The sequence below is a fragment of the Acidimicrobiales bacterium genome (assembly GCA_035533595.1).
Classification (GTDB): domain Bacteria; phylum Actinomycetota; class Acidimicrobiia; order Acidimicrobiales; family Bog-793; genus DATLTN01.
This window is the reverse complement of the sequence record DATLTN010000043.1, coordinates 1-12,722: the sequence shown is the minus strand read 5'-3', so window position 1 is coordinate 12,722 and position 12,722 is coordinate 1. Positions and strand designations below refer to the sequence as shown.

The 12,722-nt window shown below is 74.1% G+C and carries 14 protein-coding genes; 9 read left to right on the top strand and 5 right to left on the bottom strand.

Annotation, left to right across the window (positions count from 1 at the left end; all coding sequences use genetic code 11):
* On the top strand, positions 1-1,031 hold a 1,031-nt coding region (locus tag VNF07_08300; protein HVB06226.1), incomplete at its 5' end, for a Rieske 2Fe-2S domain-containing protein.
* Between the two features lie 101 nt (positions 1,032-1,132).
* Here VNF07_08300 and VNF07_08295 read toward each other — a convergent pair.
* Positions 1,133-1,315, bottom strand: a complete 183-nt coding sequence (locus tag VNF07_08295; protein HVB06225.1) for a hypothetical protein — start codon at positions 1,313-1,315, stop codon at positions 1,133-1,135.
* A gap of 253 nt (positions 1,316-1,568) precedes the next feature.
* Here VNF07_08295 and VNF07_08290 point away from each other — a divergent pair, with 253 nt between their 5' ends.
* The 3 genes from VNF07_08290 to VNF07_08280 are packed head-to-tail and all read left to right on the top strand — an operon-like array spanning position 1,569 to position 4,999.
* A complete protein-coding gene (locus VNF07_08290) occupies positions 1,569-1,769 on the top strand; it encodes a ferredoxin (protein ID HVB06224.1) in 201 nt (66 codons plus the stop codon).
* A gap of 27 nt (positions 1,770-1,796) precedes the next feature.
* Positions 1,797-3,149, top strand: a complete 1,353-nt coding sequence (gene bioA / locus VNF07_08285; protein HVB06223.1) for an adenosylmethionine--8-amino-7-oxononanoate transaminase — start codon at positions 1,797-1,799, stop codon at positions 3,147-3,149.
* Entirely contained in the window at positions 3,146-4,999 is a 1,854-nt protein-coding gene (locus tag VNF07_08280) for an aminotransferase class I/II-fold pyridoxal phosphate-dependent enzyme (protein HVB06222.1), read from the top strand. Before bioA ends, VNF07_08280 begins: the two co-directional genes overlap by 4 nt.
* A gap of 168 nt (positions 5,000-5,167) precedes the next feature.
* On the opposite strand, the gene bioB is transcribed toward VNF07_08280, so the two are convergent.
* Entirely contained in the window at positions 5,168-6,247 is a 1,080-nt protein-coding gene (gene bioB, locus VNF07_08275; GenBank protein ID HVB06221.1) for a biotin synthase BioB, read from the bottom strand.
* A gap of 153 nt (positions 6,248-6,400) precedes the next feature.
* Between bioB and VNF07_08270 the strand changes: the two genes are divergently transcribed.
* Positions 6,401-7,312 (top strand): hypothetical protein, encoded by a 912-nt coding sequence (locus VNF07_08270; protein HVB06220.1) that lies wholly within the window; start codon positions 6,401-6,403, stop codon positions 7,310-7,312.
* A gap of 6 nt (positions 7,313-7,318) precedes the next feature.
* Positions 7,319-7,855, top strand: coding sequence for an NUDIX domain-containing protein (locus tag VNF07_08265; protein HVB06219.1), 537 nt, complete (start codon positions 7,319-7,321; stop codon positions 7,853-7,855).
* Positions 7,856-7,865: 10 nt separating this feature from the next.
* On the opposite strand, the gene arfB is transcribed toward VNF07_08265, so the two are convergent.
* The 3 genes from arfB to VNF07_08250 are packed head-to-tail and all read right to left on the bottom strand — an operon-like array spanning position 7,866 to position 10,438.
* A complete protein-coding gene (gene arfB / locus VNF07_08260) occupies positions 7,866-8,288 on the bottom strand; it encodes an alternative ribosome rescue aminoacyl-tRNA hydrolase ArfB (GenBank protein ID HVB06218.1) in 423 nt (140 codons plus the stop codon).
* A 2-nt stretch (positions 8,289-8,290) separates the two neighbouring features.
* Positions 8,291-9,895 carry an MDR family MFS transporter gene (locus VNF07_08255; GenBank protein HVB06217.1) on the bottom strand — a complete coding sequence of 535 codons (1,605 nt, stop codon included), beginning with the start codon at positions 9,893-9,895 and terminating at the stop codon, positions 8,291-8,293.
* A gap of 6 nt (positions 9,896-9,901) precedes the next feature.
* Positions 9,902-10,438, bottom strand: coding sequence for a GNAT family N-acetyltransferase (locus VNF07_08250; GenBank protein ID HVB06216.1), 537 nt, complete (start codon positions 10,436-10,438; stop codon positions 9,902-9,904).
* Between the two features lie 75 nt (positions 10,439-10,513).
* Here VNF07_08250 and VNF07_08245 point away from each other — a divergent pair, with 75 nt between their 5' ends.
* From VNF07_08245 to VNF07_08235, 3 genes are all read left to right on the top strand, one after another.
* Entirely contained in the window at positions 10,514-10,966 is a 453-nt protein-coding gene (locus VNF07_08245) for a peroxiredoxin (GenBank protein HVB06215.1), read from the top strand.
* 52 nt (positions 10,967-11,018) lie between these two features.
* A complete protein-coding gene (gene npdG / locus VNF07_08240) occupies positions 11,019-11,678 on the top strand; it encodes an NADPH-dependent F420 reductase (GenBank protein ID HVB06214.1) in 660 nt (219 codons plus the stop codon).
* Positions 11,679-12,722, top strand: a 1,044-nt coding sequence (locus VNF07_08235; GenBank protein HVB06213.1) for a cysteine--tRNA ligase, incomplete at its 3' end; no start/stop codon positions are given.

The window sequence follows — 12,722 nt, the reverse complement described above, 5'->3', positions numbered from 1 at the left end:
AAGAGTGCGGGCTGCGCTGCGTCTACCACGGCTGGAAGTTCGACACCCAGGGCAACTGCGTCGACATGCCCTCCGAGCCGCCGTACTCCAAGTTCCGGCTGCGCGTCTCGATCAAGGCCTACCCGACCTACGAGGCCGGCGCGGTGGTCTGGACCTACATGGGCCCGACGCGCGAGATGCCCGCTCCCCCCGACTACGAGTGGATGCGGGTGCCGGCGACCCACATCGGCGTCTCCAAGACCGGCGAGCACTGCAACTACCTGCAGGCGATCGAGGGCGGCATCGACACCGCGCACTCGAGCTTCGCCCACAACAACGACATCACCAACCAGAACCTGCTGCGCAGCCGGGACCCGCACCCCAAGCTCGAGGTGGACCAGAAGCCCTGGGGCTTCACCTACGGCTCGATCCGCAACGTCTCTGAGGACCAGAGCTACATCCGCGTCTACCAGTTCATGATGCCGAACCAGCAGATGCGGGCGAGCCTCGTCGACGGCGAGGGCAAGGCCGCGAAGACGCCGGCGCTCGACGGGCACATCTGGGTGCCGATCGACGACGAGAACGTCTTCGTCTACAACATCCACTACGCCTCCACGGACGCGACGCCGCTGCCGCGGGAGAAGTTCCTCGAGGGCGAGCGCCGCAACGGCCGGCACCCCGACGACTACATCCCGGGCACCCACTGGCTGAAGCGCAACAAGTCGAACGATTACATGATCGACCGCCAGGTGCAGCGGACGAAGACCTTCACCGGCATCGAGGGCGTGAACACCCAGGACTTCGCGCTGCAGTCGGCGCTCGGCGGCGGCCCCATCGAGCCCCGCTGGCTCGAGGCCCTCGGCTCGACCGACCACGCCATCCAGGCCGCCCGCCAGCTCCTCCTCGACGCCGCGGAGGGCGTGAAGGAGGGCAAGGCGCTCGTCGGGACGGACCCCGAGGCCTACCGGAACGTCCGCGCCGGCGAGATGCTCATCCCCCGTGGCGTTCCGTGGCGGGACGCGACGAAGGAGATCGTCGAGACGAACTGGTGAGCTGAACCGCTCACGAAAAGGCGCCCCCGAAGGGGGCGCCTTTTCTCTTTCTCGTCGCTTGTCCGGCCGCTCGCCGGGCCGGGGCGCGCGGCGCGCCGCGTTCAGGGCTTGCGGAAGAAGAGCAGCAGGTAACCCGTCGTCGAGGAGTTGTAGATCACCGGCTGCACGGTGATCAGCTCCCATCCGCCCTCCTGGTAAGTGTCGAGGACCGACTGCACGTCCTGCGCCACGATCTCGGGAAGGCGTCCCGTCGCCCGGACCTCCACCACCTTGTGCTCAGCCACTGACGCTCCCTCCTGTGGGTACCCCCGAAAGCGGCCCGTAGCGGCGCTGCGGGGCCCGATGCCCGTCGCAAGCGCCCGCTCGGGGCCTCCGCAAGCGCGCGGACATCACCTTGCTTACCTGGAACGACGGGAGACTAGCGGAGGTGCCGCGACGGCGTCGACCCTCGTCAGCGGGTCGTCGCGGCGCCCTCGACTCGCCGTTCCGCGAGCAGCTATGGTCCGGCGAAAGGCGGGGAAGGACAGGGGGACTGCCATGAACATCGTCGTCGACCTCAACATCTGTCAGGGCCATTCGCAGTGCGAAGAGGCGGCTCCGGAGATCTTCCAGGTACGCGAAGGGGACAACGGTTACCAAAGTGTCGTCGTCAACGCGAACCCGGAGGCTGCGCTGCGCGAGAAGCTCGAGATGGCCGTCCGTCGCTGCCCGACCGAGGCGCTCTCGATCAGCGACTGACCCCGGCCGGTGCGGGCCGGTCGAGCGGTGACGACCGCGGTGCCGCCCGAGCCGCTGCTCGGGGGTGGGCCCGGGTCGGCGGACGCGCTCGTCGCCCGCGACGCGGCGGTCGTCTGGCACGGCTTCACCCAGATGGCGGCCTTCGCCGCCAACGCCCCGATCGTCGTCGAGCGGGCCGAGGGGCGCGAGCTGATCGACGTCGACGGCCGGCGCTACCTCGACGCGATCTCCTCGCTGTGGGTGATCACCCTCGGCCACCGCGTCCCCGAGCTCGACGCGGCGCTCGCCGAGCAGGCGGGGCGGATCGCCCACTCGACGATGCTCGGCAACGCGAACCGCGTCGTCCTCGAGCTTGCGGAGGCGCTCGCCGGGGTGGTCCCCGTCGACTCCCCGCACTTCCTCTTCGCCTCGGACGGCGCCTCGGCCGTGGAGCAGGCCCTGAAGATCGCCTTCCAGTACTGGCAGAACGCCGGCATCGTGGGGCGCGACCGCTTCCTCGCCCTCACCGACGCCTACCACGGCGACACCATCGGCGCGCTCTCGCTCGGCGACGGCGCCTTCGGCACGGCGCGCTTCGACCCGCTGCGCTTCCCGGTGCTGCGCGCCCCCGGCTACGCGCACGCGGGCTGGTCCGAGCAGGCCCTCGCGCTCGTCGCCGCGTACCGCGGCGAGCTCGCCGCGGTGGTCCTCGAGCCCCTCGTGCAGGCGGCCTCGGGGATCCTCACGACGAGCCCGGAGGAGGTCGCCCGCTTCTGCCGCGGCGCGCAGGAGATGGGGGTGCTCGTGATCGCCGACGAGGTGGCCACGGGCTTCGGCCGCACGGGCGCCCTCTTTGCCTGCGAGCGGGCGGGCGTCCGCCCCGACCTGCTGTGCCTCGGCAAGGGGATCACCGGCGGCTACCTGCCGATGTCGGCGACGGTGGCCTCGGGTGAGGTCTTCACCGGCTTCCTCGGCGAGGACCGCTCCGAGCGCACCCTCCTGCACGGCCACTCCTACGGCGGCAACGCCCTCGCCGCCGCGGTCGCCCTCGCACACCTCCCGCTCGTCTGTGCCCCGGCCCTCGCGACCCACGTCGCCGGGATCGCCGACCTCCTCGGCCGCCGCCTCGCCGAGGAGGTGACGGCACACCCCCTCGTGCGCGAGGTCCGCCAGTGCGGGCTGCTCATCGGTGTCGAGCTCGCAGCGGGGGGTGGCGACCGCGCCCGCCGGGTGGCCGCCGGCGCGGTCGAGCGCGGGGTGCTGCTGCGCTCGGTCGGCGAGGTGATCCCGATCGTCCCCCCGCTCACGACCACGGCCGGGGAGGTGGAGCGGATCGTGCGCGCGCTGCGCGGCGCGCTCGACGAGCGCAGCGCCGCGGAAGCGACACCGGCGCGCCGGTGAGCGCAGGCGACGGCAGCTGGCGCGGGCGCGCCGCCGCGGCCAGCGACGCGATCCGCCTCGCCGAGCAGTGGCGGCGGCGGCGGGTCTTCGCCGTGGCCGGGGAGACGGGGCTGATCGACACCGAGAGCGGGGAGCGCCTCGTCTCCTTCGCCTCCAACGACTACCTCGGCCTCGGCCGCGACGCGCGCGTCGTCGCCGCGGCCCGCGAGGCACTCGAGCGCGACGGGGCGGGGGCGGGGGCGGCACGCCTCGTCACCGGCACCCGCCCCGCGCACGCCGCCCTCGAGGAGGCGCTCGCCGCCCATCACGGCAGCGAACGGGCACTCGTCTTTTCGAGCGGGTACACGGCCAACGTCGGCGTCGTGAGCGCGCTCGCCGCGAGCGCCTCGGCGGTCCTCTCGGACGCGCTCAACCACGCCTCGATCATCGACGGCTGCCGCCTGGCCCGCAGCCCGACCCTCATCTACCGCCACCTCGACCTCGAGCACCTCTCGGCCCTCCTCGCGCGCACGCCGCCGCCGGCGCTCGTCGTGAGCGAGCTCGTCTTCTCGATGGACGGCGACGCGGTCGACCTCCCCGCGCTCTCGGCGCTGTGCGCCGCGCACGGCGCGCTGCTCATCCTCGACGAGGCGCACGGTGTCCTCGAGGTGGCGCCCGCTGCCGTTCCCGGGGAGCTGCTGCACGTCGGGACCCTCTCCAAGACCCTCGGCAGCCTCGGCGGCTACGTCGCCGGTGCGGCGCCCCTCGTCGACCTGGTCGAGAACCGCGCCCGCAGCTACCTGTTCACCACCGGCCTCAGCCCCGCAGACGCCGCCGCCGCGGCGCGCGCCCTGCAGATCCTCGACTCCGCCGAGGGCGAGGCGCTCGTCCGTCGTCTCGCGGCGAACGTCGCGCTGCTCGCGCCCGGCCACCGGAGCCCGATCGTGCCCGTCGTCGTCGGAGGCGCCGCCGAGGCCCTGGCCGCCTCGGCGGCGCTCGCCGGGGAGGGTTTCTACGTCCCCGCGATCCGTCCACCGACGGTGCCCTCCGGGAGCTCGCGCCTTCGCGCCACGCTCTCCGCGCGGCACTCGGCCGAGGAGATCGCCGCCCTCGCCGCGGCGCTTGGCCGCCTCGGCCTCACCACGGTGACCCGCCCGGCGCCTCCCCGGGCGGCCCCCTCGGTGCCGACCGTCGTGGTCGTCGGCACCGCCACCGACGTCGGCAAGACCTTCGTCGCCGTCGAGCTCGTCGGCGCGCTCGTCCGGGCGGGCCTGCGGGTCGCGGCACGAAAGCCGCTGCAGTCCTTTTCCCCCGGGGAGGGAGCGACCGACGCCGAGCGCCTCGCAGAGGCGAGCGGTGAGCCACCGCACGTCGTCACCGACGACCGCTTCAGCTACCCGGCGGCGGCGGCGCCGCCGATCGCGGCGCGCCGCCACGGGCGCCCCGAGCCGCGCCGCGGCGAGGTGCTCGGCTGGCTGGCGGCCTCGCTCCTCGACGCGGCCGGGGCCCCCGCCTACGACGTCGCCGTCGTCGAGCTCGTCGGCGGCCTCCGCTCGCCGCACGCCCTCGGCGCCGACGGCCTCGCCCTCCTCGGGGCGCTGCGGCCCGCCGAGGTGCTGCTCGTCGCCCCCGCCGGCCTCGGCGCGCTGAACGACGTCGCCCTCGCCACCGAGGCGATCGGCCGCGCCCTTCCGGGGGTGGCGTGCTCGGTGCTGCTCAACCGCTTCGACCGGCGGGAGGTGGTGCACCGCGAGAACCTCGAGTGGCTCCTCGAGGAGCGGCGGGGGGCCGTCTTCGCCGGCGACGGAGACGGGCGGGCGCGCTGCTACGCGGCGATCGCCGCCACCTTCACGGGGCGGCCGGGGCGTTGAGGGTGCCGTGCTGCGGGCAGCTCACGAGGGCGCGTGCCGGGGTGAGCTGGACCCGCAGCCTCGTGCCGCACACGCTGCAGTAGCGGGGAGGGTCGAGGGGTCGGCCGCAGCCCGCGCACTCGGCGAGGGTGCGGCCGCAGCCGCTGCAGTGGGCCGCTCGGGCGTCGCTCAGAGCACGTCGCCGAGCGCGCCGATCGGCATCTCCAGTGCGGCGAGCATCGCGAGGTCCTCCTCGGGGGCACGCCCGAGGGTGGTGAGGTAGTTGCCGACGATCAGGCCGTTGATCCCCGCCGAGAGGCCGGCGGCCTGCAGCTCGCCCAGGGTGAGCTCCCGCCCGCCGCCGTAGCGGAGGATCGCGTCGGGGAGGGCGAGGCGGAAGAGCGCGATCCAGCGGATCGCCTCGCGCGCCCCGAGGAGCGGGCGCTCGGAGAAGGGGGTGCCCGGCCGCGGGTTGAGGAAGTTCACCGGCACCTCGCCGGGGGAGAGGCGCTGCAGGTCCTCCAGCAGCTCGATGCGTTGGGCGTCGCTCTCGCCGAGGCCGAGGAGCGCGCCGCAGCAGAGCTCCATCCCGGCCGCGAGCACCGCCTCGCAGGTCGCGTAGCGCTCGGCGTAGCTGTGCGTGGTGACGACGGCGGGGAAGTGCGAGGCAGCCGTCTCGAGGTTGTGGTTGTAGCGGTGCACCCCGGCGGCGGCGAGGCGCGCCGCCTGCTCGGCGCTGAGGATCCCCGCGGAGACGGCGACGCGCACGCCGGTGCGCTCGGCGACGAGGGGCACGAGCTCCTCGAGGCGTCGCATCGTGCGCTCGTCGGGGCCGCGCAGGGCGAGCACGAGGCAGAACTCGCTGGCCCCGAGGGCGGCGGTCTCGCGCGCCGCGGCGAGTACCTCCTCGGTGTCGAGGAAGGGGGCCGGGCGGACAGGGGTCGGGAAGTGCGCGGACTGCGAGCAGAAGTGGCAGTCCTCGGGGCAGCCGCCGGTCTTCGCGGAGAGGATCCCCTCGATCTCGACGGTCGCGCCGGCGCGGTCGAGGCGCACCTCGTGGGCGAGCGCGGCGAGGGCGTCGAGCTCCCCGTCGGGAAGGACCGCGAGGGCCGCGAGCTCCTCGCGGGTGAGCAGGCGACGCTCCTCCAAGAGCGCGCTGCGGGCGCCGGCGAGCGCGACGGCGGAGGCCTCGGGGTCGAGGGGTGCGGGGAGGGCGGGGGGAACGGGCGGCGTCGCCCTGAGCTCGATCGCGACGGGGGGCTGCCGCACGGGCGGAAGGTAGCACAGGGCCCCGCGGGCACTTTTTGCACACCTCGACAGCGCGCGGCGCGCTGCGTAGCATCGCCAGCGATCTGCGCCGCCCGCGCACGGGGGACGATCCAACGCGCATTCAGCGGGGCGGTGGCGCGCTTAGGAGGCGGGATGTCGAACATCGAGCTCAGTGCGGCGTTGTTGTCCAACGCACGGAACGAGGCGCTCCTGAGCGGGCGCTCGCGCGCCCAGGGGATCGACCTGCGCACCTCGCGCCTCGGCGCCGGCGGCGCGCCCGCGGGCGCCCAGGTGACCGAGATCCCCCTCGCCCACCACCTCGCGGCGGTCGGCGCCGGTGACGACTCCTTCGTCGGCGTGCCGATCTTCACGACGCGCGGCTTCCCGCACACCCAGCTCGTCGTGCGCCCCGCCGCCGGGATCAGCGCCCCCGGCGACCTCGCCGGCAAGCGCGTCGGCGTCGCCGACCTCGGCGGCTCCGAGGCACTCTGGGCGCGCGGCGCGCTCGCCCACGAGTTCGGGGTCGCGGGCTCGTCGGTCGACTGGGTCGGTGAGCACGGGAGCGGGCCGCAGGCCGCGGGCGAGCTCCTCTCGCGCGACTCCTCGGTCGCCGAGGCCCTCGTCGGCGGCGAGCTCGACGCGGCCCTGCTCGCCGGTGGCGCCCTCGCGGAGGGAGACTCGGCGAAGCGCCTCTTCGCCGACCCGCGCGCCGAGGCCCGCCGCTACCACGAGAAGACGGGCTTCTTCCCCGCGCTGAGCGTCGTCGTCGTCGCCCGCGAGGTCGTCCGCCGCTTCCCCTGGGTGGTGCTCAACCTCTACTCGGCCTTCCTCGACTCCAAGCTGCAGACCGTCGCCGACGGCGCCGGGCTGCTCGCCCCCTACCTCGACGCCGGGGTGATCGACGGCGCGACCGGCAAGGCGCTCGCCACCGACATCTACACCTACGGCGTCACCCAGCAGAAGGACCTCCTCGAGACGGCCGCCGCCTACGCCCACGAGCAGGGGCTCTGCTCCTCGGCGCTCGGCCTCGAGCAGGTCTTCTACCCGCCGACGCTCGAACTGTAAGGCGCGGTGGGGGAGCTCGCCACGCTCGTCGCGGCGTGCCTCGCGCGCCCCGATGTCGACGCCGAGACGGCGCGGGCCCTCGCCGCGCTCGGCGACTGCGCCGCGGCGCTCGATCGCGCCAGCCCGCTGCACGTGACCGGCTCCGCGCTCGTCGTCCACCGCCCCTCCCGGCGCCTCCTGCTCCGCTACCACGAGCAGGTCGGGGGTTTCATCCAGCTCGGTGGTCATGCGGATCCCGGCGAGGAGGAGCCCTTCGCTGTGGCCCGCCGCGAGGCGGCGGAGGAGTCCGGCCTGCGCGACCTCACGTGGGAAGGGATGCCGGCTCCGGCGCCGCTCAGCCAGGTGGTCGTGGTCGAGGTCCCGGGGCCGGGGGCCCACCGCCACCTGGACTTCCGCTACCTGCTCTTCACCGAGGCGCCCGAGCGCGCCGTCGCCGAGCACGACGGGGCGCCGCTCCTCTGGGTGGGCGTCGACGAGGCCACCGGTGTGAGCACCGAGGAGAACCTCCGGCCGCTGTTCGCCGCGGCCGCCGCCAGCTGCTGAGACAGGGCTCTCAGTCGTCGGCGCCCGGGGGCCGGCGGTCGCGCTTTCTCGAGGCGAGCGCGCGCTTCTCCTGCAGGCGGCGCTCGACGGCGCCCTTCCCCGGCCTCGTCGGGACGCGCCGCGTCTCGGTGACGAGGGCGGCCGCGAGGCGCGCGGCGAGGCGCTCGCGGGCGAGCTCGCGGTTGCGCAGCTGGGAGCGCTCGTCGGAGGCGACGACGCGCACCACCGGACCGAGGCGCTCGAGCAGGCGCTGGCGCTGGCGGGGGCCGAGGGCGCGCGAGGCGACGATGTCGAAGCGCAGGGTGACACGGGTGTTCGCGGTGTTCGCGTGCTGGCCGCCGGGCCCGCCCGAGCCGGAGAAGGACCACTCGAGCTCCTCGGCGGGGAGGGTGAGGCCCCGTCGGACCCGGAGGGGCGCCGAGGGGTCGGCCACCGCTACGCCTGCTCGGCGACGGCAGCGACGGCGGGGACGCCGTCGGCCGGGCTCGCGGCGTCGTCGGGCAGCTCGAGGGGCTCGGTCGAGCGGGGGATGACGATCACCGCGACGAGGCCGATCACCGCGGCGATGACGAGGCCCCAGAAGACCGTGTGCGTCGCCTCGAAGAGGGCGGTGCGCAGGTAGGCGGTGGCGGCGCGGGGGAGGGTGCTGCGGCCGCCGCCGAGGATCCGCGAGGTGACGTTCACGCTCCTCGGCAGCTCGAGGGCGATCGCCTTCGGCGCGCGGCTGATGGAGGCGGCGAGCGAGGAGTTGGCGGCCGAGCCGAAGATCGCGACCCCGACCGCGCTGCCGATCGAGCGGGAGAACATGTTCGAGGCGGTGACCACCCCCCGGCGCTCCCAGCCGACGAGGCTCTGCATCGCGATGAGGACGGGGGTCGCGATGAGACCCAGGCCGAGGCCGATGATCACCCCGTAGGCGGCGATCACCACCACCGGGCTGTGCGCGGTGAGCGTCACGTAGCAGAGCGAGCCGACGAGGGTGAGGACGCCGCCGATGACGCCGGTCGAGTGGAAGCCGATGCGCAGGTAGATGCGCCCCGCGAAGCCCGCGGAGATCGGCCAGCCGAGGGTCACCGCGGCGACGACGAGGCCGGAGACGAGCGGCCCCACAAAGCGGACGCCCTGGGAGAAGGCGGGGACGTAGCTGGTGAGGCCGAGGAGCACCGCGCCGAGGGCGATGTTCGCGACGTTGCCCGCGGCGAGCGGCCGCCGGGACATCACCCACGGCGGGACCATCGGCTCGGGGACGTGGTGCTCGATGACGACGAAGAGCGCGACGAGCACCCCGCCGGCGACGAGCACGGCGATCTCGAGCGGCGAGGACCAGCGCCAGACCGCTCCCCCCTGCAGCAGGCCGAAGATGAGCGTGCTGAGGCCGACGGTGAGGACGACCGCGCCGGCGTAGTCGATGCGGTGCGAGCGGCGGGCGACGCCCTCGTGGAGGTGGCGCTGCAGGAGCACGACGGCGAGGATCCCGATCGGGAGGTTGATGTAGAAGATCCAGCGCCAGCTCGCGAACTGCGAGAAGGCGCCGCCGAGGGAGGGGCCGAGGATCGAGGCGATCCCCCAGACGCCCGCCGTGTAGCCCTGGACCTTGGCCCGCTCCCTCACCGTGTAGAGGTCGCCGACGACCGTCTGCACCATCGGGACGATCGCACCCGCGCCGAGGCCCTGCAGGCCGCGGAAGGCGATCAGGGACTCCATGTTCCAGGCGATGCCGCACAGCAGCGAGCCGCCGACGAAGAGCGCGATCCCGACGAAGAGGATCGGCTTGCGGCCGAAGAGGTCCGAGAGGCGGCCGTAGATCGGTACCGTGACGGCTTGCGTGAGGAGGTAGATCGAGAAGAGCCAGGGGAACAGGCCGAAGCCGCCGAGGTCGCGCACGATCGAGGGGACCGCCGTCGTCACGACCGTGCTGTCGAGCGCGGCGAGGCTCATCGTCATCATCAGCGCCGCGAGCACCGGGCCGCGCGGGTCGCGCCAGAGGTGCAGCGGCCCCTCGTCGCCGGTCGTGTCGGTTCCACCGCTCGCGCTGCGCATCGTCTCTCAGTCCCCGTCCCAGTGTTCCACGACGGCGCGCGCGGCGAGGAGGAGCTGGTAGCAGGCGTAGCCGTCGGTGATGCCGACGAAGGAGAGGCCGGCCTTCTCCATCACGCGACGGCTCGCGGTGTTCTCGGGGAGGGCCCTGCCACGCACCACCGCCACCGCGCCACCGCGCGCCACCTCGACGAGCGCGGCGAGCGCCGCGGTGCCGTAGCCCCTCCCCGCCGCGCTCTCGACGATCCCGTAGCCGACCTCGACGGCGCCCTCCGCGTCGGGTGCGGAATGGAAGTTGATCCCCCCGACCACGCTCCCGCCCTCGGTCTCGATCACCTCGTAGGGGCCGAAGGGGCCCGGGGCCCGCCCCTGGTCGAGGTCGCGCAGCAGCGCCCCGGCCGCCTCGCGGTCCCCCTCGCTCGGGAAGTCCGGGGCCCAGTGGTCGGTGACGTCGGGCGCCCGGTCACAGATCCGGCGCGCCCGCTCGGGGGTGAGGAGGCGGAGCACGACCGGTGCCGCGACTGGCTCTCGGCATGGTGCGGCCATCGGGGGATGGTCGCGCAGCGGCGTGCGCCCCGCACGCCCGGAATAAGCGGCGCCGGCGATTCGTTGACAAGGTCTATGAAAGTTGGCGACCAGATCGAGGACTTCACCCTGCCCGACGAACAGGGGCGGCCCGTCACGCTCTCGGAGCTGTGGGCCGGGGGGCCGGTGGTGCTCTTCTTCTACCCGGCGGCGATGACCTCCGGCTGCACCGCCGAGGCCTGCCACTTCCGTGACCTGGCCGGCGAGTTCGCGGCGCACGGCGCGGCGCGCGTCGGGATCAGCGCGGACGGGGTGGACAAGCAGCAGAGCTTCTCGGCGCTGCACTCCTTTGACTACCCGCTCCTCTCCGACGCCGAGCGGACGGTCGCCCGCCGCTTCGGGGTGCGGCGCTCCTTCGGGCCGCTGACCACCAAGCGCTGGACCTTCGTGATCGGGCGCAGCGGGCGGCTGCTCGAGGTGATCAAGAGCGAGACCCGCATGAACCGCCACGCGGACCGAGCGCTCGAGGTCCTCGCCGCCTATCGCTGAGGTGCCGGCGCGGGGTTGCCGTAGGCGTACGCGGCTGTGCAAGGGTGGCGAGATGCAAGCAGGGATCATCGGAGGGACCGGGCCGGCGGGACGCGCCCTCGCCGTCCGCCTCGGCGCGAACGGGGTGTCGGTGCTGCTCGGCTCGCGGGACCGGGCGCGCGGCGAGGAGGTCGCCGCCGAGGTGATCGCCGAGGCCGGCACCTTCGGCCTCGACATCGTGGGCGTCGACAACGCGACGGCCGCCGGTGCCGAGGTCGTCGTGCTCGCCACCCCCTGGGACGGTGCCGTCTCGACGGCGCGCGACCACGCCGAGACACTCTCGGGCAAGGTCGTCGTCTCGATGGTGAACGCCCTCGCCCGCGTCGGCAACGAGTTCCAGGCGCTCGTCCCGGCGCGCGGCTCGATCGCCGCCAGCGTGCAGGCGGTGCTCCCCGGCTCGCGGGTCACCGCCGCCTTCCAGCATCTGCCGGCGCGCGAGCTCGGCGACCTCGCGCACGCCCTCGACTGCGACGTCCTCGTCTGCGCGGACGACCGTGAGGCGGGCGAGGTGACCGGCCGCCTCGTCGAGGCCGTGCCGGGGCTGCGGGCGGTGCAGGCGGGCTCGCTCGCCTCGGCCAACGCCGTCGAGGCGCTGACGGCGGTCCTCCTCAACGTGAACATCCGCTACAAGACCCACGTCGCGGTGAAGCTCCCGGGCCTCCCGGAGCGCTGAGTGCAGCTCTTCGACACCCGTCGTGGCGAGGCCGTCCCCTTCGAACCGGGGCCCGTCGTCACGATGTACACCTGCGGGATCACCCCCTACGACGCGGCGCACCTCGGCCACGTCGCGACCTACCTCGCCTACGACGTGCTGCAGCGACGGCTGCGCGACCTCGGCCACGAGACGCGCTGCGTGCGCAACGTCACCGACGTCGACGACGACCTCCTGCGAAAGGCGCGCAGCCTCGGCGTCCACTACCTCGATCTCGCCGCCGAGGAGACCGCCCGCTTCGACGAGCACATCCGCGCCCTCGGCCTCCTGCCCTCCTACTCCGAGCCGCGCGCCACGTCGGCGATTTCGGACATCCTCCGCTGCGTGGGCAAGGTCCTCGACGCCGGCGCCGCCTACCAGGCGGGCGGGGCGGTCTACTTCGACGTCTCCTCGTTCTCCCGCTTCGGCGAGATCTCGGGGCTGTCGCGCGACGAGATGCTCCTCCTCGCCGCGGAGCGGGGCGGCAACCCCGACGACCCCTTCAAGGACGACCCCCTCGACTTCGTCCTCTGGCAGCCCTCCCTCGAGGACGAGCCGGCCTGGGAGTCGCTGTGGGGCCCGGGACGGCCGGGCTGGCACATCGAGTGCTCGGCGCTCGCGCTGCGCGAGCTCGGTACGACGATCGACCTGCACGGCGGGGGAGCGGACCTCATCTTCCCGCACCACGAGTGCGAGGCGGCGCAGTCCGAGACGGCGACGGGGGAGCCCTTCGTCCGCCACTGGATGCACGTCGGCATGGTCCGCCTCGGTGGCGAGAAGATGTCGAAGTCGCTCGGCAACCTCGTCTTCGCGGGCGAGCTCCTGAAGGACCACGACGCGGCCGCGATCCGCCTCGCCGTGTTGTCCCAGCACTACCGGAGCTCCTGGGAGTGGGAGGAGCGCCTCCTCACCGAAGCCGAGGCGCGCCTCGAGCGCTGGCGGGGCGCGGGGCGCGGCGAGGCCGGCCTCGGCGCCGTGCGCGCCCGCCTCGACGAGGACCTCGACACCGCCGGCGCGCCCCCGGGG

Excerpts from the sequence above, each read along its gene's own strand:
- VNF07_08290 (HVB06224.1), top strand. The coding sequence starts at position 1,569 with ATGAACATCGTCGTCGACCTCAACATCTGTCAGGGCCATTCGCAGTGC.
- VNF07_08270 (HVB06220.1), top strand. The coding sequence starts at position 6,401 with ATGTCGAACATCGAGCTCAGTGCGGCGTTGTTGTCCAACGCACGGAAC.
- VNF07_08255 (HVB06217.1), bottom strand. The coding sequence starts at position 9,895 with ATGCGCAGCGCGAGCGGTGGAACCGACACGACCGGCGACGAGGGGCCG.
- VNF07_08250 (HVB06216.1), bottom strand. The coding sequence starts at position 10,438 with ATGGCCGCACCATGCCGAGAGCCAGTCGCGGCACCGGTCGTGCTCCGC.
- VNF07_08245 (HVB06215.1), top strand. The coding sequence starts at position 10,514 with ATGAAAGTTGGCGACCAGATCGAGGACTTCACCCTGCCCGACGAACAG.
- npdG (HVB06214.1), top strand. The coding sequence starts at position 11,019 with ATGCAAGCAGGGATCATCGGAGGGACCGGGCCGGCGGGACGCGCCCTC.